The 22,040-nt window shown below is 59.5% G+C and carries 25 protein-coding genes; 15 read left to right on the top strand and 10 right to left on the bottom strand.

Annotated elements, in window-relative coordinates:
• Positions 1–21: 21 nt before the first annotated feature.
• Positions 22–852, bottom strand: coding sequence for a sulfurtransferase (locus OP496_RS09985; RefSeq protein WP_280563482.1), 831 nt, complete (start codon positions 850–852; stop codon positions 22–24).
• A gap of 181 nt (positions 853–1,033) precedes the next feature.
• On the opposite strand from OP496_RS09985, the gene OP496_RS09980 reads away from it, so the two are divergent.
• The 4 genes from OP496_RS09980 (at position 1,034) to pepN (ending at position 6,503) form a co-directional block, all read left to right on the top strand.
• Positions 1,034–2,368: an NCS2 family permease gene (locus OP496_RS09980; RefSeq protein WP_280563481.1), complete on the top strand. Its 1,335-nt coding sequence runs from the start codon at positions 1,034–1,036 to the stop codon at positions 2,366–2,368.
• A gap of 175 nt (positions 2,369–2,543) precedes the next feature.
• Entirely contained in the window at positions 2,544–3,029 is a 486-nt protein-coding gene (locus tag OP496_RS09975) for a YajQ family cyclic di-GMP-binding protein (protein ID WP_280563480.1), read from the top strand.
• 256 nt (positions 3,030–3,285) lie between these two features.
• On the top strand, positions 3,286–3,720 hold the full coding sequence (locus tag OP496_RS09970; protein WP_280563479.1) for a YbaN family protein: 435 nt from the start codon (positions 3,286–3,288) through the stop codon (positions 3,718–3,720).
• Positions 3,721–3,863: 143 nt separating this feature from the next.
• Positions 3,864–6,503, top strand: a complete 2,640-nt coding sequence (gene pepN, locus OP496_RS09965; protein ID WP_280563478.1) for an aminopeptidase N — start codon at positions 3,864–3,866, stop codon at positions 6,501–6,503.
• 100 nt (positions 6,504–6,603) lie between these two features.
• On the opposite strand, the gene OP496_RS09960 is transcribed toward pepN, so the two are convergent.
• Entirely contained in the window at positions 6,604–6,897 is a 294-nt protein-coding gene (locus OP496_RS09960; protein ID WP_280563477.1) for a hypothetical protein, read from the bottom strand.
• 261 nt (positions 6,898–7,158) lie between these two features.
• Here OP496_RS09960 and OP496_RS09955 point away from each other — a divergent pair, with 261 nt between their 5' ends.
• Entirely contained in the window at positions 7,159–7,362 is a 204-nt protein-coding gene (locus OP496_RS09955) for a putative motility protein (RefSeq protein ID WP_280563476.1), read from the top strand.
• A gap of 53 nt (positions 7,363–7,415) precedes the next feature.
• On the opposite strand, the gene OP496_RS09950 is transcribed toward OP496_RS09955, so the two are convergent.
• From OP496_RS09950 to OP496_RS09940, 3 genes are all read right to left on the bottom strand, one after another.
• Positions 7,416–8,027 (bottom strand): hypothetical protein, encoded by a 612-nt coding sequence (locus tag OP496_RS09950; RefSeq protein WP_280563475.1) that lies wholly within the window; start codon positions 8,025–8,027, stop codon positions 7,416–7,418.
• Positions 8,028–8,072: 45 nt separating this feature from the next.
• On the bottom strand, positions 8,073–8,843 hold the full coding sequence (locus OP496_RS09945; protein WP_280563474.1) for an HpcH/HpaI aldolase/citrate lyase family protein: 771 nt from the start codon (positions 8,841–8,843) through the stop codon (positions 8,073–8,075).
• A 94-nt stretch (positions 8,844–8,937) separates the two neighbouring features.
• Entirely contained in the window at positions 8,938–9,447 is a 510-nt protein-coding gene (locus OP496_RS09940) for an Lrp/AsnC family transcriptional regulator (protein ID WP_280563473.1), read from the bottom strand.
• A 143-nt stretch (positions 9,448–9,590) separates the two neighbouring features.
• Here OP496_RS09940 and OP496_RS09935 point away from each other — a divergent pair, with 143 nt between their 5' ends.
• A complete protein-coding gene (locus tag OP496_RS09935) occupies positions 9,591–11,282 on the top strand; it encodes a 2-isopropylmalate synthase (protein WP_280563472.1) in 1,692 nt (563 codons plus the stop codon).
• 67 nt (positions 11,283–11,349) lie between these two features.
• On the opposite strand, the gene OP496_RS09930 is transcribed toward OP496_RS09935, so the two are convergent.
• Both OP496_RS09930 and OP496_RS09925 read right to left on the bottom strand, forming a co-directional pair.
• Positions 11,350–12,330 carry a tripartite tricarboxylate transporter substrate binding protein gene (locus OP496_RS09930; protein ID WP_280563471.1) on the bottom strand — a complete coding sequence of 327 codons (981 nt, stop codon included), beginning with the start codon at positions 12,328–12,330 and terminating at the stop codon, positions 11,350–11,352.
• Between the two features lie 247 nt (positions 12,331–12,577).
• Positions 12,578–13,414, bottom strand: a complete 837-nt coding sequence (locus tag OP496_RS09925; RefSeq protein WP_280563470.1) for a formate/nitrite transporter family protein — start codon at positions 13,412–13,414, stop codon at positions 12,578–12,580.
• Between the two features lie 109 nt (positions 13,415–13,523).
• On the opposite strand from OP496_RS09925, the gene OP496_RS09920 reads away from it, so the two are divergent.
• A complete protein-coding gene (locus tag OP496_RS09920; protein WP_280563469.1) occupies positions 13,524–14,219 on the top strand; it encodes an MgtC/SapB family protein in 696 nt (231 codons plus the stop codon).
• A 55-nt stretch (positions 14,220–14,274) separates the two neighbouring features.
• On the opposite strand, the gene OP496_RS09915 is transcribed toward OP496_RS09920, so the two are convergent.
• The gene (locus OP496_RS09915) at positions 14,275–14,841 is read right to left on the bottom strand and encodes a FlgO family outer membrane protein (protein ID WP_280563468.1); all 567 of its coding nucleotides are present in this window, start codon (positions 14,839–14,841) and stop codon (positions 14,275–14,277) included.
• Positions 14,842–14,855: 14 nt separating this feature from the next.
• Positions 14,856–15,527 (bottom strand): hypothetical protein, encoded by a 672-nt coding sequence (locus OP496_RS09910; RefSeq protein WP_280563467.1) that lies wholly within the window; start codon positions 15,525–15,527, stop codon positions 14,856–14,858.
• A 229-nt stretch (positions 15,528–15,756) separates the two neighbouring features.
• Here OP496_RS09910 and OP496_RS09905 point away from each other — a divergent pair, with 229 nt between their 5' ends.
• The 5 genes from OP496_RS09905 (at position 15,757) to OP496_RS09885 (ending at position 19,409) form a co-directional block, all read left to right on the top strand.
• Positions 15,757–16,926 carry a multidrug effflux MFS transporter gene (locus OP496_RS09905; RefSeq protein ID WP_280563466.1) on the top strand — a complete coding sequence of 390 codons (1,170 nt, stop codon included), beginning with the start codon at positions 15,757–15,759 and terminating at the stop codon, positions 16,924–16,926.
• 59 nt (positions 16,927–16,985) lie between these two features.
• Positions 16,986–17,276 (top strand): YciI family protein, encoded by a 291-nt coding sequence (locus tag OP496_RS09900; protein WP_280563465.1) that lies wholly within the window; start codon positions 16,986–16,988, stop codon positions 17,274–17,276.
• A gap of 72 nt (positions 17,277–17,348) precedes the next feature.
• Positions 17,349–18,296, top strand: coding sequence for a lipid kinase YegS (yegS, locus tag OP496_RS09895; RefSeq protein WP_280563464.1), 948 nt, complete (start codon positions 17,349–17,351; stop codon positions 18,294–18,296).
• Between the two features lie 135 nt (positions 18,297–18,431).
• Complete coding sequence (locus OP496_RS09890; RefSeq protein ID WP_280563463.1) at positions 18,432–18,878, top strand: nucleoside deaminase; 447 nt, start codon at positions 18,432–18,434, stop codon at positions 18,876–18,878.
• Between the two features lie 30 nt (positions 18,879–18,908).
• Complete coding sequence (locus OP496_RS09885; RefSeq protein WP_280563462.1) at positions 18,909–19,409, top strand: hypothetical protein; 501 nt, start codon at positions 18,909–18,911, stop codon at positions 19,407–19,409.
• Positions 19,410–19,548: 139 nt separating this feature from the next.
• Here OP496_RS09885 and OP496_RS09880 read toward each other — a convergent pair whose 3' ends face one another.
• Positions 19,549–19,755: a cold-shock protein gene (locus OP496_RS09880; protein ID WP_040242353.1), complete on the bottom strand. Its 207-nt coding sequence runs from the start codon at positions 19,753–19,755 to the stop codon at positions 19,549–19,551.
• 465 nt (positions 19,756–20,220) lie between these two features.
• Between OP496_RS09880 and OP496_RS09875 the strand changes: the two genes are divergently transcribed.
• From OP496_RS09875 to OP496_RS09865, 3 genes are all read left to right on the top strand, one after another.
• Positions 20,221–20,643 (top strand): TM2 domain-containing protein, encoded by a 423-nt coding sequence (locus OP496_RS09875; protein ID WP_280563461.1) that lies wholly within the window; start codon positions 20,221–20,223, stop codon positions 20,641–20,643.
• A gap of 63 nt (positions 20,644–20,706) precedes the next feature.
• Positions 20,707–21,282: an exopolysaccharide biosynthesis protein gene (locus tag OP496_RS09870; RefSeq protein WP_280563460.1), complete on the top strand. Its 576-nt coding sequence runs from the start codon at positions 20,707–20,709 to the stop codon at positions 21,280–21,282.
• A gap of 67 nt (positions 21,283–21,349) precedes the next feature.
• Positions 21,350–21,991: a LysE family translocator gene (locus OP496_RS09865; protein ID WP_280563459.1), complete on the top strand. Its 642-nt coding sequence runs from the start codon at positions 21,350–21,352 to the stop codon at positions 21,989–21,991.
• The last annotated feature ends 49 nt before the right edge of the window (positions 21,992–22,040 follow it).

Raw genomic sequence — 22,040 nt, 5'->3', positions numbered from 1 at the left:
GCGGCTCGCGGCTCGCGGTTATCATTTCTCTATCGGTGTATCGTCGCGGTTGCCCCATTCCTGCCAGGAGCCGGGGTAGGCGCGCATCTTCTCGAAGCCTAAAGCCTTGCCCACCAGCCAGGTGAAGCCGCTTCGATGGTGGCTCTGGCAGTGGGTGACGATCTCTTTATCCGGTGTCAGGCCTTTCGCTTCGAGCTCGGCGATGAGTTCGGCGTAATCGCGCAGGCGCAGGTGGCGTTCGGGATCCATGGCGTCGGTCCATTCGAAATTGACGGCGCCGGGAATATGTCCCATTTGGGCGTTCTTGCCTTTTTCGCCGCGATATTCGTCCGGTGAGCGGGCGTCCCAGACCGCGAGTTCACGTTCATCCAGGCGGTCGATGAGCTCTTCGCGGCGGATCTGAGCCTGGGGTTGATGGATCGTCGCCTTGTAATCGCTGGGCGTGGGCGTGCTGGGTTCGCGCTCGACGCGTTGCCCGTCGGCGCGCCAGGCATGGATGCCGCCGTTGAGATAGGAATACCGGGTGTGGCCGATGAGCTCCAGCGTCCATAGCAGGCGCCCGGCCCAGCCGCCGCCTTCATCGTCGTAGGCGATGACGTGCGTGTCGCGGGTCAGGCCGAGTTCGGAAAACAGCGCGGAAAGCGTCTCTTCGTCGGGAATGTCGTTGGGCACCGTGCCGCTGCCGACGAGCAGGCGGCGATGATCGAGGAACACCGCGCCGGGTACGTGGCCTTCGCTGTAGCTTTCGGCCTTGAGCGGTATATCGACGATCAATAGTTCGGGGGCGCCGAGATGCTCGGCGAGCTGCTCGGGCTCGACGATCAGCGGCAGCAGGTTGTCTTCTGAACTCATGGTCTTCTCCCGCGTGAGGGTGCGCGTGAATGCTTGTCAGATCATGGCACAGGCAAGCGGCCTTGTGCAGTCATGACGTGACGGGCATTTTTCAGACAAGTTGGGGGGATGAGCATGGGGGGCGGGATTGGCTATACTGCGCGACGTCTCATCCCAATCCAACCTGTGTGGAGAACGCGACGTGTTCGAACGACTTTTCGGCATCCGGGCCCAGGGGAGCACCCCGCGCACCGAGATCCTGGCGGGGATCGCGACCTTCCTGGCTTCGATGTACATCATCGTCGTCAATCCGACGGTGCTTAGCGATGCCGGCGTCCCCTTTTCCAGTGCCCTGACCGCCACCGTGCTGGTCAGTTTCTTCGGCAGTGTGATGATGGGGTTTTACGCCAAGAATCCGGTTCTGGTGGCGCCCGGCATGGGTATCAACGCGCTGTTCGCCTACACCATGGTGTTGGGGGCGGGCATGGAATGGCAGACTGCACTGGGTTGCGTGTTCTGGGCCGGGGTCATCTTCGCGTTGCTGGCGGCGTTCAATGCACGTCAGTTGGTGATCGATGCTATCCCGGCGCAATTGCGTTACGCCATTGCCTGCGGCATCGGGCTATTCATTACCACCATCGGCTTGGTCAATGCGCAGTTCATCGTGCCCAACCCGGCCACCGTGGTGGGCATGGCCTCGCTCGATCCGGTGCTTGTGACGTTTCTCATCGGCTTTGCGGTCACTGCCTGGCTGGTGGTGCGCAATGTGCCCGGCGCGCTGATTCTGGGGATCGTCTTCACCACGCTGGCCAGCGTGCCGATCGGCCGCTGGTGGGGCGACGGGAGCCGTTACTTTCCCGAGGATATGGCGTCGTCGACACTGGTCAACTTCAGCGGGGTCTTCGCCATGCCGGATTTAAGCGGTTTGATGGCGCTCGATCTATGGGGCTCGCTATCAGTGGCCTACTGGCCGTTCATTTTCGTGCTGCTGTTCACGACCTTCTTCGATGCGCTTTCAACCTTCATGGGAGTCTCCGAGGCGGGTGACTTGAAGGATGCCGATGGCAATCCGCGCAACATTCGTCGCTCGATGATCGTCGATGCCAGTGCCGCGTTGATCTCCGGGCCGCTGGGAACCAGCCCGGCCAATGCCTATGTAGAATCCGCCGCGGGGATCAGCCAGGGTGGCCGCACCGGGCTCGTCGCGGTGGTCGTGGCGGTGTTGTTCTTGCCGTTTCTGTTCCTCTCGCCGCTGCTGTCGTTGGTGCCGGCGATTGCCACGGCGCCGGCTCTGATTCTGGTCGGCGTGTTCATGATGGATCCCATTCGCAAGATCCATTGGCACCAGTTCGACGATGCGATTCCGGCCTTTGTCGCCATGGTATTGATTCCCTTCACCTATTCGATCACGCACGGGATCGCCTTCGGTTTTCTAACGTTCGTCATCGTCAAGTTGGCGGTGGGCAAGACCCAAGAGATCAAGCCCACCATGTGGGTATTGGCCGCGCTCTCGTTGCTGCTGCTGTTCGAAGGCTGAACGGGGCGTTCAGGCGTCCGTGCCGGCACTCGGGGATGTCGTCAGCGCGTTGCCAAGGCCGTGTGACGCTCTAGATGCGCCAGGAAGACATCCATGTCGTGTGGTCGTGGAGAAGCGTGCACGTGTTTCATACTGCTAGAATCACGCCCGATTTTACCTGAGTGAGGAAAGCGCCATGCCATCTTTCGATATCGTCTCCGAGTTCGACAAGCACGAGGCCAGCAACGCCGTCGATCAAGCCAATCGCGAGATCCAGACCCGATTCGACTTTCGGGGCGTGACCGCGAGTTTCACTCTGGAGGGCGAGACGGTGACCCTCGAAGCCGAGGTGAATTTTCAACTCAAGCAGATGCTCGATGTGCTGCGCAACAAGCTCATTACCCGTGGCATTGATGCACGCTGCATGGACATCAAGGAATCTGTTGCCAGCGGCGTGCGTGCCCACCAGGACGTAGTGTTAAAGCAGGGGCTCGAACAGCCGGAATGCAAGGACATCGTCAAGCGTCTGAAGGAAGCCAAACTCAAGGTGCAGGCACAGATCCAGGGCGACAAGGTGCGTGTCACCAGCAAGAAGCGTGACGAACTGCAGCAGGCAATCGCCTTGTTGAAGAGCGATGCTGGCCCCGAGCTGGCCCTGCAGTACACGAATTTTCGCGATTGAAAGGGACTCGCCCCAGTCCCTTCTTGTCATGGCCGGGCGCTGATGAGTTCTCTGCCTTGGTCTTGGCCCCTTGCTTTGCGCTAGAATGAACGCACGTGTCCAGTCCTTGGCGATAATTGTCTCGATAGTAAGGGACGATTTCTCTGGATACGCTATTCGGGCTTCAATGAATGAGGTAGCGTCGGGCTTCGCCATGCCTGCCAGCGATCTAGCATGAAGTCCGGCGTTCCCCTCTATCATGGCAAGGTGGCGCGGCATGTACGATATACGCAAACTATTGTTCATCTGCTTGGCTGGCGTCAGCTTCTCTCTGGGCGTGGTCGGTTTGTTCCTGCCGATCATGCCCACGACGTGTTTCATGCTGGTAGCGGTCTGGGCGGCCTCGAAAAGCTCGCCGCGTTTCGCCAACTGGATTCGTCGTCATCCGCGCTTTGGCCCCTCCATTCTCGCCTGGGAGCGTGAACGCGCCATTCCCCGCCACGCCAAGTGGATGGCATGCGCCATGCTGATTGTTTCGATGGGCGTGATCGCCTTCACGGTCGGCTCCCTCGTGCTGCGTGTGGCGTTGATCATTGGCCTGATGGGCATCGCGGTGTGGATTTTGACCCGCCCGACGCCGTCGCTGGGACGTTGCCCGGTGTTGTCGTCCTTCGAGGAATCTGCCTCCAGCCAGCGCCAGGAGTCTCGCTGAGCGCGCGATAGAGGCGCGGCGTTGCCGCACTTTTGAGCCGACTCCACCGGACGCCGTACAATGCTCGGCATGTGCCTCGTGCTTCAAGCGCGAGGCGATGTCTTGGGGCGAAGGCATGCCCCGATCTCAAGGAGCGTCGATCGATGTCCAAACCGCAAGCGACCCATCTCAAGGATTACCTGCCGCCCGCCTATCGGGTGACGCACACCGAGCTGAAATTCGACCTGGCCCCCTCGGCGACGACCGTAACGGCGCGCCTGCATGTCGAGCGCCACCCCGAGCGCGAGGCGGGGCTCCCGCTACGTTTCGCCGGTGACAAGCTGTCGTTGGTGCGTATCGCCGTGGATGGACAGGAGCTGGAAGCCGATGAGTACGAGGTCGATGATGAGGGGCTGACCATCACCAGCGTGCCTGAGCGCTTCCTGCTGGATACCGAGGTGTCGATCGACCCGGCCGCCAACACAGCACTTGAGGGTCTCTATGTGTCCAGCGGCATGTTCTGCACTCAGTGCGAACCACAAGGCTTTCGTCGCATTACCTTCTATCCCGACCGCCCGGATGTGATGGCGACGTTCTCCACCACGGTGGTGGGTGACAAGACCGATACGCCGGTGCTGCTCTCCAACGGCAATCCGGTGGAAAGCGGCGAGCTGCCGGAGGGACGGCATTTCGTGACCTGGGAAGACCCGCACCCCAAGCCGAGCTACCTGTTCGCACTGGTGGCCGGGAAACTGGAAAAGGTCGAGGACCGCTTCACGACCATGAGCGGTCGCGATGTCACGCTGCAGATTTGGGTCGAGCCGGAGAATCTCGACAAGACCGCGCATGCCATGGCCTCGCTCAAGCGCGCCATGCAGTGGGATGAAGAGACCTACGGTCGTGAATACGATCTCGACCGCTTCATGATCGTGGCCGTCAACGACTTCAACATGGGTGCCATGGAGAACAAGGGGCTCAACATCTTCAACTCGGCGGCGGTGCTGACGCATCCACAAACCGCTACCGATGCGGCCTTCCAGAGCGTGGAGGGTATCGTCGCCCATGAGTATTTCCATAACTGGTCGGGCAACCGCGTGACCTGCCGCGACTGGTTCCAGCTCTCGCTGAAGGAAGGCTTCACCGTCTTCCGCGACCAGAGCTTTTCTGCCGACATCAATTCGGCGCCGGTCAAACGTATCGAGGACGTCTCCTTCTTCCGCACCGCGCAGTTCGCCGAAGATGCTGGCCCGACGGCACACCCCGTGCGTCCCGACCATTACATCGAGATCTCCAACTTCTATACCCTGACAGTTTACGAGAAGGGTGCCGAGATCGTGCGGATGCTGCGTCATCTCCTCGGTTGGGAGACGTTCCGTCAGGGTTCGGACCTGTACTTCGCGCGTTTCGACGGTCAGGCGGTGACCATCGAGGATTTCGTCGACTGCATGGCAGAAGTTTCGGGGTTCGATCTAAACCAGTTCATGCGCTGGTATTCCCAGGCGGGCACGCCGGAGATCGACGCTCATGGTGAATACGATTACGCCAAGTGCGAGTATCATCTGCGGCTCTCCCAGCGCACGCCGCCCACCCCCGGCCAGGCGGAGAAACAGCCGCTGCACATTCCGGTACGCATGGGGCTGGTAGGTACCAAGTCCGGGAACGACATGGCGTTGACCCTGGACGGTGAGTCGTTGGGTCATGAGACGGTGCTGCACCTGCGCGACACTGAACAGACGTATGTCTTCACCGGGATCGACGAGGCGCCGACGCCGTCACTGTTGCGTGGTTTCTCGGCGCCGGTCTATCTGCGCTATCCGTATTCGCGTGAGGAGCTGTCGTTCCTGCTCACCCATGACGCGGACGATTTCAACCGCTGGGATGCGGGGCAGCGGCTGACCATGCTGGCCCTCGACGACCTCATCGCGGCGCATCGCAACGGGGTTGAAAAGGTCATGGATACGCGCGTCATTGACGCGTATCGGCGCCTTTTGACCACTGAGACCGACGACAAGGCCGTGCTCGCCGAGATGCTGACGCTGCCTTCGGAGGCCTATATCGCCGAGCAGCAGCCGATGGTTGATGTGGATGCCATCCACGCCGCGCGCGTCTTCGTCAAGGAGTCGCTCGCCACGGCCTTGCGCGACGAATTCTTGGCCATTCATGAAGCTCATCGGAGCGATGAGCCCTACGCGCCGGAGCCGACTCAGATCGCGCGGCGTCGGGTGAAGAATGTGGCGCTCGAATACCTGATGAGTATCGAAGACGAAGAGGGCGTGGCGCTGGCCGAGGCGCAGGTCGACGCCGAGGACAACATGACCGATGTACGCGCCGCCTTGACGATGCTGGTGCACAGCTCGCGCAGCGATATCGCGGAACCGGCGCTCAAGGCGTTCGGTGAGAAGTGGGCGCACGATCCGCTGGTGATGAACCAGTGGTTCACCATTCAGGTCACGCGTCCGCAGGAGGATGTGCTGGAACGCGTCAAATACCTGATGGCGCATCCGCTGTTCTCGCTCAAGAATCCCAACAAGGTGCGCGCGCTGATTGGTGCCTTCGCGGCGCAGAACCGCATCAACTTCCACCGCCTCGACGGCGAGGGCTATCGCCTGCTGGCGGATGTGGTGATCGAGCTCAACAGCCTCAATCCCGAGATCGCCGCGCGCATCATTACGCCGCTGACGCGCTGGCAGCGTTTCGACGAGCAGCGCCAGGCGTTGATGAAGGCCGAACTCGAACGCATTCGTGCCGAGGAACTGTCGCCCAATGTTTACGAAATGATCGAGCGGGCGCTGGCCGAAGCCTGATAGCCGACTTTGCAGGAAAAAGTGACGGCAAAACGCCGCTGCTTTGGCAGCGGCGTTTTTGCGTGGGTGGGTGTCGTGTGGGACTTTACAGCAAAGCGCCTCAGCGGATGAGCCAGCCGAGCACCAGCAAGCCGAGGAATAGCCATACGAGACCGCCGACGAAGCCACGCCGAAGAAGTGCGCGAATCCCCCTGTAAAGCATCCAAACGCCGATGATCAGCACTACCAGGTTGATGAGTGAGGGATCGACGCCCAATGAACGGGCGAGGCCGTCGAAAAAGCGGTCGATGGCTACCCACAACCCCGCGAATAGCGTAGAGAGAGCATCGATGATGGCGCGCAAGGCGTCACCGAGGAACTCGCCGAGCCAGTGGAAGAATCTATCGATCTGCATGTCACATCCTTTTTGTGAGCGTGCTTAGATGAGCGTAGCGCCCCATGTACTGTCGGCGCATGGCCGTGGACCGTCATTCTATGCGGCGAGGCGCCAGGATGGCAGGGGGCGCCTTAGGATGGGGTGGCCTTTATGCTTTTCTTCTTGCATGCTGAAGGTGTAGTGCGTGCGCTGTCGGTCGTGGGCGATGAAAGTTTGTTGCGCCCTAGCCGATAACTAGAGGGCGTAAAGCGCATTCATTCACTTGAAGGGAGGAGCTTCATGGATTCATCCGTGAACGCAGCCGTGGGAAATGCGATGGCGTTGCAACAGCATAACGCCGATCAACAGGCGCAGGCGAGCCTGCTCAAGGAGTCGCTCAACAATCAGGGGGCACACGTGTCGCAACTGATGGAAGCGGTTTCCCCCCAGCAGTCTCTGGCGACGACCGGTACCGTGGGTACGCAGATCAATACCCACGCCTAAGCTCAGGAGTGACTGGTCAAGAATGCCGTGGCGCCAAGCGTCACGGCATTTTTTCATTGCAGCGAGAGCCCGTCGTTGATCTCACGCAGGCGCTGCATGGCGTGTTCTGTAGAGAACGGTGGCTCGCGAGGGGGATCGTAGACTTCGCCGCGAGTGCCGTTGACGATCAGGTCGATGGCATAGCAGGTGTCGTCGATCACGGCCCGGTAACCCCTGACCCGCTGAAAGTGGCTCATGCCGGCGTCGCCGAGCGTGAAGACCTGGAAGTCATGATCAGCGATACGTGCCGTGGACTGCGAATGGGCGTTGGGCGGCGGTGTCAGGCAGTTGGAGATCGCGTCAGCGTCGCGGCTCGCGCCCATTCGCCAGTGTGCGGCCGTAACCTCGTTGGACCCCGGCAGTGCCAGCGTGATCAGGCGCTCGCCAGATGCTTCATCCGCAATCTGCCAACTGCCGGTATCGAAGTAACCCGATTGTGGCGCGGTGATACGCTCGAGCGAGGCATCGGCGCGCAGTGTGACCGGGTAGGGTGCCAGCGTATAGTTCGTGGTGTCTTCGTTGGCCGGGGTAGACGGCGTTTCACGGGCCCCGGTCGTGCAAGCCGCAAGCGATATGGCGGCTCCGAGCGTGGCCATTATCGTGGTGGCGATGAATATCCGTTTCATGCGCGAATTTCCTTGTGTAATAGCTAAAACTTATACCGTATCAGTCTATTGGTCGACCTTGTAGCGTGACACGGTCTCCTTGGCGGCCTGTCGCAATAGGCTGATATCGATGCCCACGGCGATGAAATCGAACCCCCAGTCGGCATAGCGTCTGGCGTCCGCCTCGACGGGGGCCAGGATGCCGGCAGCTTTTCCGGCGGCGTGGGTGGCGTCCAGTGTGTGTCGAATCATCGCCTGGACCTCGGGATGATTGGGGCTGCCGATATGCCCGATGTCGGTGGATAGATCGAAGGGGCCGACGAACACGGCGTCGACGCCGGGGGTGGAGGCGATGGCGTCGGCATTGTCGACTCCGCTGCGAGACTCTACCTGCACGATCAGGCACAACTCTTCATGGGCCGTTGTCATGTAGTCTTCCACCTCGCCCCAGCGTGTGGCGCGCGTCAGGCCACCGCCCACGCCACGAAATCCCTGCGGCGGGTAGCGTGTGGCGGCGACCAACTGGGCTGCCTGCTCGGCGGTTTCGACCATGGGAATCATCAATGTCTGGGTGCCGATATCGAGCAGTTGCTTGATCAAGGCCGGATCATGGTTGACGGCGCGCACGACCGGGGCACAAGGATAGCCGGCAACGGCCTGCAATTGGGCGAGGATGGTGGGCACGGTGTTGGGTGCATGTTCGCCGTCGATCAACAGCCAATCGAACCCTGTGGTGGCCAGAATCTCCGTGGCGTAGCCCGTGGCGAAACCGGCCCAGCATCCATAGCGGATATCGCCTGTCAGTGACGCCTTGAAAGGGTTGCGCGGCAGTTGCATGGCATATGTCCTTTTCGATAGATGACTATTGCATGCAAAAAACGTAACAGTCTTTCGGCGAGTCCACCATTGCACCAGTGTCTAATGCTCGGTGTCAGTGTGACGCGTCCGTATGCGACGGGACTGGGCGGTGCTCGAGGACTCGGCGCAGGACGAAACTGGAGTGCGCGCCGGTGACGCCTTCGATACGCGTGATCTGATTGAGCAGCAGGTTTTGGTAGTCATCCATGTCGTGGACGACGACCTTGAGCTGATAGTCGGCCTCCTGGCCGGTGATCAGCAAGCATTCTTGCACTTGAGGCAGCGCCGCGACCTTGGCCTCGAAATTGGCGAAGCGCTCCGGTGTGTGGCGATCCATGGAGATGTGCAATAGCGCTGTGAGGCTATGGCCCAGCCGTTTGGCGTCCACCAGGGCACGATAGCCAGTGATCAGGCCACTGTCTTCCAGCGCTCGCACGCGCCGCAGGCAAGGTGAAGGCGACAGGCCGATACGCTCGGCCAGTTCCTGATTGTTGATACGTCCATGGCGCTGGAGGATATCGAGTATCTGGCGATCGTAGCGGTCAAGCGTTACCTCGCCGACTGTTGCGCTCTCTTTTGGCATTACCGTTCTCTTTTTGGTTTGATGTTGGAATTATATGCTAAAAATTATCTTCTTTGAGGCTGATTTTGCAATCGCCTGCGGGGCGTGGCGGCGTAGACTGTGATTATTGCTACAAGCTCATTCATCTTCACAGGACTGTTGTCATGAGTTGTTTCGACCATCGCAAATATCGCCCGGCGCCGCGTGTGCCGGCCTTCGATCGTCAGTGGCCGGAGCGCGACCTAGTGGCGGCACCGACCTGGGTCAGCGAGGATCTGCGCGACGGCAACCAGGCGTTACTCGAGCCGATGAGCGTCGAACAGAAGCAGCGTCTGTGGCACCAGATCATCAAGGTCGGCATCAAGGAAGTCGTGGTCGGTTTTCCGTCGGCCAGTCAACCCGATTATGATTTCGTGCGCTGGCTGATCGAAGAAGATCAGATTCCCGACGATGTGACCATCGCGGTGTTGGTGCAGTGCCGCGAGCATTTGATCGAGCGAACCTTCGCATCGCTGGTCGGTGCCAAGCGCGCCATCGTGCATCTCTACAATTCCACCTCGACCGTGCAGCGTGAACGCGTGTTCGAGATGGGCCGCCAGGGCATCATCGACATCGCCGTACAAGGGGCGAGTTGGGTCAAGGCGCACGCCGCGCGCTATCCCGACGTCGATTGGCGCTTCGAATACACGCCCGAGAGCTTTTCCAGTACCGAGATCGATTTCTCGCTGGCGATCTGCGAAGCGGTGATGGACGTCTGGCAGCCGACGCCGGAGAAAAAGTGCATTCTCAACCTACCCACCACGGTCGAGGTGGGCGGACCGCATCATCACGCCGACCAGATCGAGTATTTCTGCCAGCATATCAGCCGCCGCGACAGCGTGATCATCTCGGTGCATACGCACAACGATCGCGGTGGCGCGGTGGCATCCGCCGAACTTGCCTTGCTGGCCGGCGCCGAGCGTGTCGAAGGCACGTTGCTGGGCAATGGCGAACGCACCGGCAACATGGATATCGTCACTTTGGGGATGAATCTGTACAGCCAGGGCATTGATCCCGAGCTCGATCTGTCGCGTCCCGACGAAATCATCGAGGTGGTGCAGGAATGCACGGGGATTCCCATGCACCCGCGTCATCCTTGGGTGGGGGAAATGGTCTATACCGCGTTTTCGGGCAGTCATCAGGATGCGATCCGCAAGTCGCTCAGAAAGCAGCAAGCGGACGAGCCGTGGCAGGTGGCGTACCTGCCGATCGATCCGCGCGACATCGGGCGTGATTATCAGGCGGTCATTCGTGTCAACAGCCAGTCCGGCAAGGGCGGCATGACGTTCCTGCTCGAACGCGATTACGGTATCAGCCTGCCGCGCTGGATGGCGCTGGAGCTTGCCCCGGCGGTGCAGGCAGTGAGCGAGACGGTAAGTGGCGAGTTATCCAGCCAGCGCATTCGCGAGGTGCTGACCGAGACCTTCTCCCGGCATGAACCGCTCTCGTTGACCGGATACCGGCTGGATCGTGACGCTGACGAATGCTTGACGGTGTCACTCAACGATGCCGGTCGTGCGGTGCGTTTGAGTGGCCAGGGCAACGGTGTCATTTCGTCGTTCATGACTGCCTGGCAAGCCCATACAGGGCAATCGGTGAGCGTCGTCGATTACAGCGAACACGCGCTGGGCGAGGGCAGCGACGCCGTGGCGATCGCCTTCGTGCAACTCAATGTGGCGGGGCAGCGCATCAGCGGCATGGCTGAGGACGGCGACACCGTCAGTGCCTCGCTCAAGGCGGTGTTGAGCGCGCTCAATCGCGCGGGGCATCAAGGCACGATGTCGGAGTTAGCGGCCGAGGCGCAGGCCCCGGCCTAGCAGGGTAAGGAGTCGATGTGCTACGACCGTATGAATAGCAATGCGGTCGTGGCGTATCGCTTGATGCTTATTCTTTGGCGAGCCCGATGGCCTTCATGATCTTACCGAATTCGGCGTCGCTTTTCTGCATATAGTCGCCGAAGGCTTGCGCGTCCTTCCATTGCATCCCATAGCCTTGCTTGGCCATGAAGGTTTGATAGGTGTCACTTTCGTAGGCGGCGTGCAAGGCGGTTTCCAGCGTCTCGACGATGTCGGCGTCCATGCCTTGTGGCCCGATGACGCCGCGCCATGCGCCCGTGGTGAAATCGCTGTCTACCTGCGAGGCCACGGTGGGCACATCAGGGAAGCTTTCCAGAGGTTCCTCGGCCATCACGCCCAGGCTACGCACGCGGCCGGATTCGATCATCGAACGCGCTTCGGGGAGCGAGGTGGCGGCCATGTCGACGCCCCCGGAGGAGAGCTCCGTCATGGCTGGCGCGGCGCCTTGGCTGGGGATCCAGTTGACCTTGTCGGCGGGCATGTCGAGATCCATCAACAGTCCACCCAGCGCGACATGCCAGATACCCCCGAGTCCGGTACCGGAGGCATTGAAGTGGCCGTCGGGTTGCTCGCGGATCGCATCCATCAGTTCGCCCAGATCTTGGTAGTCGGCGTCTGCGGCGACGCTAATGCTGGCGGCGTCGAAGTTGATCTGCCCGATGGGAGTGAAATCTTCATAAGTGAGATCGGTCAGGCCTTGCCAATGCATCATGTTGATCTCGACTGTGCCTAGCCCGAGGGTGTAGCCATCGGGTTTAGCTCGTGCGATGGCGGTATGCCCCACGACGCCACTGCCGCCCGTGCGGTTGACCACATTGATGGTCTCGCCGAGCTCTTCCTCCAGAGCCTTGGCGATGATGCGCGCCGTGGCATCGGTCCCGCCGCCGGCGGCCCAGGGGACGATCAGCGTGATGGGTTTCTCAGGATAGTCGGCGAGCGCGGGGGTAGCGAGTCCCATGATCAGCGCTGCGGCAAGCCAATAGGGGGTGCGTGATGTGGCGTGTCCCATTGTTATTGTCCCTCGTCATGGATCCGGTACAAGCCGGGTGGATGGTATGAGCCACTTAAGCTTTAACAGGCATTGGGGCCCTTCGCTAATTCCGAAACTAGGCATGCCGATAAAAATTGGTTATCAAGAGAGCGTGTTGGGCTTTATTCGGTGTCTCGTCCGTGAGAGCGCATAAAACGGCATAGACGAATGGACAAGATCGGCACGCGTGAGGGCGTACCGAATCAGGTATTTGCAAGATATTCCTTCAGGTGTCGCTGCGCACCTGTGCATGGCTAATGAGGGCAAAGATGAAAGTGCCACCAATCAGGTTGCCGGCTAGCGTCGGCAGGGCGAAGTGGAGGAGGTACTCAACCAGGCTGGCCTGGCCGGCGAACATCAAGTACATCACTTCCGTCGAGCCCACGATGATGTGCGTGAAACCGCCTAGTGCGACGAGATAAGTGACGATCAGAATTACCCAGATCTTGGCGCTGCCAGCGGCGGGGAGCAACCAGACCATGGTGGCGATCATCCAGCCGGCGATGATGCCCTTGGCGAACATCTGGCTACCAGTGTTCTCCATGATGTGATGCCCCAGGCTGAGAAAGGCCTGATGTGTCTCGGCATCGAACACGGGCATGTAGAGGAGCGCGTACGCGGAAACCGCCACCCCTACGAGGTTACCGATGAGTACCACGCCCCATAGCCTCAATAGCTTGAGAAATTGCATGATGCGTGGCGTGCTCATGACTGGTAGCACTGCGGTGACGGTATTCTCGGTGAAGAGTTGCTGGCGTGCGAGGATGACGACCAGAAAGCCGATAGTGTAGCCGAACGACTCGACGAGATAGCCGATGTCGCTGTCCGGTAGGCGCGCGTGCAGCAGCCCCTTGGCAAGCATCGAGAAACTCATCGACAGGCCAGCGGCGATCGCCGACCAGAACAAGGCCGATGCGGCGCGTTTGAGCTCTGTCTCCCCTTCTTCCCGGATCGACTCATGGACGGCTGCCGCACGCGATGGCCTGGGACCGCCATTGAGGTGCAGGTCATATTCGTCGTCTTCCACCCGACTGGGTGGCGTGAGGTTGGACGGGTGGCTCACGCAGCGATCCTTCTATCGAAAAGTGGGAAATCGTCGTGGATCCTGTGGAATACAGTGGCAGACGCTATGCTGACACGATAGACGATAACGCTGGAGAAGGAAGAGGCGAATGTCGACGATCTCATGGACGATAGTGGTGCACCTGGGCATGGCCTGGCTGGCGGGGAGCCTGATCGGGTTGGAACGTACTTTCCATGGGCGCCCTGCGGGGTTTCGGACACATGCGCTGGTCTGCGTTGCGTCGGCATTGTTGATGATGGTGACGGTCTACCAGTGGCAGTGGCTAGGCAGCGATGTGCCCGAGGAAACGATCAGAACCGATCCCACGCGCATGGCGCAGGGCATCATGACTGGCATCGGCTTTCTGGGCGCCGGGGTGATCTTCAAGGAAGGACTGACAGTACGCGGACTGACGACGGCGGCCTCGATATGGATCACCTCTGCGCTGGGTATACTCTATGGCATTGGCTTCTGGCTGCCGGGGTTGCTGGCGACGGGAGTGACCTTGCTGACGCTATCGTTGTTTCGTTTGGTCGAGGCGCGTATGCCGAGCCGTACCTTCGCGCGTTGCATTCTACGCTTCGATAGCCAGCGGATACTCGATGAGGCAGAGATCAATGCGCTAATGAAAGCGCACCGATGCCATATCGAAAGCCTCAGCTATCGCACGCGTGACGAAGGGCGCCAATTCGAATACCGCATGATGCTGCGGACGCACGACCGCCATTACCTGCCGTTATTGGCCACCGACTTGCGCAACCATGAGACGCTGTTGGAATTTCAGCTGTCGCCGACCGGTGATTGATGCAGCCCGCGACGGGGCCAGTCACAAGGGGCGATACGTTTACCAGGAAAGGCGTTTACCAGTTGGAAGGCAGCAATGCCCTGATGTCGTTGTCCATTGGTACTTCGAAGCTCGCGGCACCCAAGATCTGGCGGCCCGCGATGCGTACCAGACGGGCGTTGACGAACAGCTTGTTTTCGCCCTGCGCATAGGTGCCCAGCAATACGGCCTGGGCATCGTGGTTATCGCTCAAGCGCTGTACGTTGCGGGACAGAATCAGTTCCCCGGTATTCTGCTCGATGTACAGGCTGTCGCGCATCTTGACTTCGATGACATTCATGCCGCCCTGGACGAGACGCGAGGTAAAGGTCTCGGATAGCGTGCGCCCGAGAGTCGACGATTGATCGAGTTGGTCGATGTCGACGAACGTGGTGGCGATGATCGGTGCCTGGTTGCCGAGCTGCTCGCTGCTGGTGGCGAGTAATTTAGCAGCGGCGTCATCTACGCGCGTCAGCATGCTGGGCTCGGGGGCCGTTGCTTGACGGTTCTGAAGAAGGCTGCAACCGGAGAGAACCAGCAACAGTATGGCCATTGTCAGCAGGCGTAATGTGACGTACCTGGTGTGGCGTTGGTTGAATGACATGTCGAGCGCTCTCCTCACCAGTCGGATGATAGCGGTAATCCGGCGGAATCGCCGGTGTCGGACGCACCGTAATGATCGCTATCGCCCGCGTTGATGTAATACATGTTCGAGGACGAATAGCGCAGTGTGTCGTGCTGACTGACCTGGGTCGTGATGATGACTTCCTGCTGGCCGGTAGTGCTCCAGCTACCGCTGAACGTATCGGCCAAGGCAGCTGCAGGAATCAAGCCTAGAGCGGGTTCGGTCCAGTGATTGAAAGGAATGGTCGCCACGGCGATGCCAGCGGCCAATGTAGTCAAAGCACCCTGGGGAGGCCGCATGAAACCGCGGTCCTCGTGAGTGATCACCTGAACGTCGAAGCTGACATGGGCGGCGCCATCCGACTGGGTGCGAACGATGGCACCTTGCTCGACCAGTTCACTGGTCAGCAATGAACGAAACCCGCGGCTGAAGGCGGTCTCCTGTTCATGCTCCTCGACATAGAGCGGCTTGCCCCACAAATCACGCTTGGCGAGGATCTCGTCTGCCTCGTGTTCGGCAAGCACTTCCCAATGGTGTGCGGCCTGCATGCGTTGCTGCTCACTGATCGGATAGGTCGTGGCGATGGGGGCCTGCGAGGTATTGACCCCGAAGCAGCCGCCCAATAGGACGGCGCTTAGCACGACCCCCCAGGTGCGGAATGGCATGGCGTTTCCTGTGCGATGGATGATCGGCGGACACGAGGCATTGCATGGAGTTTTGCCCTGAAAGGAAATATCGGCGGGGTGGGCATGAGCTTTAGGCCTTTTTCTGAAGGTATCCATGCGTGTTGACTTTTCAGGCGACGTCCCAGCAGGAAAACACTCGCGTCATTGGCCAGTTGCATCTTTGCGTGTTCGGGGTAAGGTGGCGTTTTTTTGTCGCCGTGGAGGTATCATGTCGGGTGCCCGTTTGCTTCCCTTGCTGGTGGGCTGTGTGATGTTGTCGCCACTGGCGATCGATATTTACCTGCCGTCACTGACGGTCATGGCGCATGAGTTCGACGTTCCGTTCAGTCGACTCCAGTTCACCGTGACATTACTCTTGCTAAGCGTTGGTCTGGGGCAGGTGTTAGTCGGCCCGCTGACTGATCGTTTCGGACGTCGCCCGGTGCTGCTTTGCGGCACTGTGGTGTATATGGTGGGGGCACTGCTGGGCATGATGGCGACCAGTCTCGGGCCGCTTTACGTATCGCGTGTGCTGCAAGGCCTGGGGGCTTGCGCGAGCATGACGGTGGCCTTTGCCGCAGTGCGTGATTGCTTCACGGCCGAGCAAGGCGCGAAACTCTACAGTTATCTCAATGGAACGCTGTGCATCATTCCTGCATTGGCACCAGTCATCGGCGGGAGCTTAGCGGTGACCTTCGGTTGGCGCAGCAATTTTGCGTTCATGTTCGTCTTCGCGGCGGTGCTGGGAGTGGTCGCCTTATGGCGTTTCACCGAGACACGGCCTCAGGACACGGTTCCCGAACGGCGACTTTATCATTGGGCCCGCTACCGACCGGTGCTGACGAGTGTTCGCTTTGTCTATTTCGCGGGGCTGGCCGGGGTGATCATGTCGGCAATCCTGGTGTATGTGTCGACCGCACCGGTCATACTGGTAGACCGGCTGGGACTTTCGGAACTGGCATTCAGCGGTTGGTTCGGCGCCAACGCTGTAGTCAATATTCTGGCGTTTTTCTTCGCACCCCGCCTCATTCACCGCCTCGGGCGCGTCGGGACCGTGCGTCTAGGGCTGGGGTTGATCATCGTCTCGGGCGTCTTGCAGGCGCTTATCGTTACGGCATTGCCGCTGTCGTCAGTCGGCTTCATGGGACCGGTAGGGGTGCTCTCCGTGGGCTTTTCACTGGCGTTGGGGGCAACCTCGAGCCTAGCGCTGGAGCCGTTTCGTGAGCGTGCCGGGACGGCGGCTGCTTTGCTGGGCGCCTTGCAGTTGGGCGGCGGTGCGTTGTTGGCTACGCTATTGCTGGCGATGCCGTTATCGCCGCAATGGGCCCTGGCATTGGTCGGCGTTGTGTTGGTGTCGCCCTTGCTGTGGCTTTCCTGGCGAGTGGCGCCGACGGCATGAGTTTGTAAATATACGCAAGGCAACGTGACGTGCCAGGCGGCAGACATCAAGGAGCAGCCATGTTCATCGTATCACTGGAGTATGTGGTCGATCCGGACACGGTCGAGCCATATCGAATGGCTCATATGGCATGGGTGCGGGAAGGCATCGAGCGTGGCGTGTTCATCGCGTCGGGGCGTAAATCGCCACCGAGTGGTGGCATCATTTTGGCCAGAGCGACGTCGCGGGAGCGTTTGACGGCCTGGCTTGATGAAGACCCATTTATCGTCGCCGGCGTGGCGCAATATCATGTCGAGGAATTTCTGCCGACGACGGTAGGCAATGGTTTCGAGGTGCTCAAGGGAATATGAGGCCTGTTGGTGCCATGTGTATAGAGCGAGACGAGAGGCCGGCGTGTCTCAGGGAACGAGGATGATAAAGCGATGAGTGAAACACTCCAGCCTGCCGCAAGCGATGGTGATGCATGGCTAATTCTCAATGGTAAATCCGCCCAGCTTCCGGAGATCCGAGAGGCAGTGGAGCGTGTGCGTGAAGAGGGTCACCCCCTGGCGGTGCGGGTGACCTGGGAAGTCGGTGATGGCGTGCGCTTGGCACGGGAAGCCAGCGAAGCGGGTATTAAGCGTATCATCGCCGGCGGCGGCGATGGAACGGTCAACGAGGTCGTTGGCGGCTTGATGCAACTGACCCAAGCTGCAAGGCCGACCCTCGGCATCCTTCCGCTGGGCAGTGCCAACGATTTCGCACGTGGCCTGGAATTGCCATTGGCCCCTCTCGAGGCGTTGCGCGTGGCGTTGGAGGCCCGCCCCCACGATATAGACGTGGGCAGTCTGGGGGGGGGTTATTTTATCAACCTTGCCTCGGGCGGCTTCGGCGCCCAGATCACCAATTCGACGCCGGCCCCCCTCAAGCGCCTTTTAGGGGGGGGCGCCTATTCGTTGATGGGCATGCTCAAGGCCTGGAATTACCAACCATACCAAGGCCGTTTGCGGCTCCCCGATGGAGAGCGCAACGTTCCCTTGTTCCTGCTCGCTCTGGGCAATGGCTCTCACGCGGGAGGCGGCCAGCAGTTGACTCCCCTGGCAAAGGTAGATGATGGCCTACTGGAACTGCTTATCGTGCGTCATTTCACCTCGCTCAGGGAGATGAAGCAGCTTATCGACGAGCTGGAAAACCTCCCCGAAAGCGGCGAGTTCGTCGAGTACTTGCAGGTGCCTTGGGTCGAATTCGAAAGTGAAGCGGCCCTGCCGCTGAATCTTGATGGCGAGCCTTGTTGCCACGCGCGCTTTCGCGCTGAGTTGATACCCGGAGCGCTTTCCTTGGCGGCGCCTTCGTCGTCTGCACTGTACTCATGTCAAAACGATGAGGGGTGAGGCACGATGATCTGTCTTGCGTGCTCGTTTGCCCAGGGCCCTTCGAGATGCTTACGCTTGAAATTAATTAATGCGTAAGTGCCAAAAGCCAACGAGCTTAACGTGGTGCATAAGGTGAATGACAAGAGGATCGACATGGACCCATTTATGCAGGCAGCCATCGACGAGGCGCGCAAAGGATACGACGCGGGCGGGGTCCCCATCGGTTCTGTGCTTGTGCATCAGGGCGTTATCATCGGGCGTGGCCATAACCAACGCCAGCAGCGTGGCAGTGCCACTCTGCACGGTGAAATGGACGCCTTGGAAGATGCTGGCCGTTTGGCGGCGCATGTGTATCGTGAAGCGGTGCTTTATACCACACTGTCACCTTGTGTCATGTGCAGTGGCGCCATTTTGCTCCATGGCATCCCCGAGATCGTGATTGGCGAAAACTCGACTTTTCAAGGGGAGGAAACATTATTACGCCAACGTGGTGTCACGCTCACGGTATACGACAATCCGCAGTGCAAGGCGCTGATGGAACGGTTCATCGCCGAACGTCCCGAGATTTGGTACGAAGATATTGGCGAGCCCGGCACGTAGGGCTTGCCAACCCTGTACCATGAGGCCTGGATGGCCTCATGGGCTTTTAGGAAAGTGCCGGCCCCCGGCAAAATAAGCGACTCAAGGAGCGAAATGATGACGTATAAGCAATGGACGATGAGTGCGTTGGCATTGGTGATGTCACTTGGCCTGACGGCCTGCGATAGCGGTGACGATCCCGCTCAGGAGACTTCAGACAATAGCGAACAGGCAGCTGAAGAAACCCAGCAAGCCGCTGATGAGTCCGGCGATGAAATGGCCGAGATGAGCGACGAAGCCAGCAACGACATGGAAGAAATGGGAGACGAAGCCGCCGAAGGAACTTCCAACGCCATGGACGAAGCGGGCGAACAGGTCGACGAAGCGCAAGACGCCACCTCAGACGCTGCCGATGAGGCTGGCGATACAATGGATAATGCCGCCGACGAAACACAAGAGGCAGCCGACGAAGCAACCGACGAAGCGGCGGATGAAATGGATCAAGCCGCCGACGAAATGGATCAAGCGGCTGATGGTGACAATCAGTCCTGATATCGGCTCTGAGGGCGTTGGTAGGCGCCCACTATAGGGGCTAGCTGTAACGTCTATGGAAATAAAAGAGCCCACCTAACGGTGGGCTCTCATGCGTTCGGAGCCTGCTATCGATCTCACGATCGCTGGGGTATCGGAATCAACCGACCACCTTAATGTTGGACGCCTGCAGGCCTTTCTTGCCCTGGGTGACCTCAAAGCTCACTTTTTGGCCATCTTGCAGCGTTTTGAAGCCTTCAGCCTGGATCTCGGAGAAGTGTGCGAACAGGTCATCGCCACCATCTTCTGGAGAGATGAAGCCATAGCCTTTGGTGTCGTTAAACCACTTGACAGTGCCAGTTGCCATTTCAAATTCCTTAACTGGCGAAGTAATGATGCGGGCCGACCCATGGGTGGCCATGGTACGTGGGTAAGACAAGGAGGGAATGCGCAAGGGACATCGAGAATTCGATTAACAGCTGACGACATTCGACTTGCCAACCTACGCAGCGGAAAATGCATTAGCCTAGGGTAGGCGTCAAGTTATTGCCGAGGGGCCTTTCCCGGTACCATGCACCGTCTATGCACAATAGATCGAAAATTCGGGGGGGGCGTCCAGAGCGTCGGTATGTACGCCGTGGGTAAAGCATGGCGCCTTGATCGAAGGCATCATATTGCTGCCTGGAGTCTGTCTGACGAGCGTCGTCGCCTGGCATGCAAAATCGTCAACGACGCGGCGGGAACATTGGCGCAGCCTGGGCGTCTGTCATGGTGATATCGCATCCTGGAGTTGGGGCGGATCACGCCAGTTCAATTTTGGAGGAGTTGTCACGTGTCCCATACCGCCGTCGCTGCGAACGATACGCATAGCAAGGTCGTGGGCTACCTGTTGTGGATATTTGGCTTTACCGGCTCGCACCGTTTTTACTACGGCAAGCCCATCACCGGCACGATTTGGTTTTTCACGTTAGGCCTGCTGGGCATCGGCTGGTTGGTCGACTTCTTCCTGATCCCGTTGATGGATCGTCAGGCGGACCTGCGTTTTCAGGCGGGACCCACCAGCTACACCCTTGCCTGGATATTGCTGACCTTCTTGGGCATCTTCGGTCTGCATCGCATGTACATGGGGAAATGGCTGACCGGGTTGTTGTATCTCGTCACCGGTGGATTGTTCATGTTGGGTGTCCTGTACGATTTCTGGACGCTCAATGACCAGATTTCGATGAAACATGCCAGGCGTGATCTGTTTGGCTGATAGTATGCGGTCTTCCACCGTGCAAGGGCATCATCGACAATCGCTCCCAAGGAGAAATCGCGCATGGAGTCGCGCATCAGTTTGACCCAGTTGCTGGAAACGCTTGACGAGACCAACGATGGCAAGACTATCCGCCTGCAGGATATCGTTGAGACGTTTCGTTCGCGGGGCTTCGGCCCCCTGATTACCTTGCCTGCATTGCTGGCATTCTTGCCCACTGGCGGTGTGCCCGGCGTGCCCACGCTATGTGCCGTGTTCATCGTCTTGATGGCGATGCAACAGTTGCTGGGGCGACAATCGCCTTGGTTGCCGAGGAAATTGCGTGAGCGGGGCATCAGCCATGACAAGCTGCACCGCACCGTCAAACGCGTTCGTCCCTGGACGCAACGTATCGATAAGCTGCTGGCACAGCGCCTGGACATATTGTTGCAACCGGCCGCGCGCCGCCTCGTCGCGGTGTTGGTCATCGTGCTTGCGATAGGCATGATTCCTCTGGAATTGCTCCCCTTTGCGGCGGCGATGCCGGCGCTGGCGATCACCGTCATCGGGCTGGGAATGACTGCGGACGATGGGCTGCTGCTGTTGATCGGTCTGTTATTGACCGTGGGCACGGCCGTATTTGCCTTCTGGGTCTGGTAGGCAGCGCGCCGCCTGGCGCGTCCGGTTCTATACTGCGTCTTTTCACGCTTCTACTCAGGAAACAGGTATGTTCTTCGACGCCCAGTTTTGGCCGTTTCTAGTGGCGATTACACTGCTGACGCTGACGCCGGGCGTGGACACGCTTCTGGTCATTCGTAACACCTCGCGCGGGGGCGTGCGCGATGGCATCTTGACCAGCGTTGCGATCTGCTCTGGCCTGTTCGTGCATGCCACCGTCTCGGCGCTCGGGATCTCGCTGATCCTGCTGCAATCGGCATGGGCCTTCAACGCGCTCAAGCTGCTCGGCGCGGGATATTTGATCTGGTTGGGGCTCAGGAGTCTGGTTAGCGCCCGCAGAGGTAGCGGTTTACCAGTAGCCGAAATGGGCGTATGCAAGGAGCGGGTCAGCACTTGGGTGTCATTGCGTGAAGGCTTTCTCTCCAATGTGCTCAATCCCAAGACTGTCGTGTTCTATATGGCGTTTCTGCCGCAGTTCATTGCGCCGGGTGATCCGGCGTTGGCCAAGTCATTGTGGCTTGCAAGCGTGCATTTCGTACTTGCCAATATATGGCAGATGGGCGTGGTACTGATGGTGGGAAGTGCCGCCAGATGGCTAGCCAAACGCTGGGTATCGCGCATGATGGAAGGGGCCACCGGCACTGTGCTGGTACTTTTCGGTGTCAAGCTGGCGCTGGCTCAGCGCCCCTGAGAAAGTCCGCAGGCCTTAGTGATGCGCCGACGCCCTGAGGAGCGTCGGC

It is taken from the genome of Chromohalobacter sp. 48-RD10, from assembly GCF_029889785.1.
Taxonomy (GTDB): domain Bacteria; phylum Pseudomonadota; class Gammaproteobacteria; order Pseudomonadales; family Halomonadaceae; genus Chromohalobacter.
Note: the sequence above shows the minus strand (reverse complement) of the source record. Positions and strands in the feature narration are given on the sequence as shown.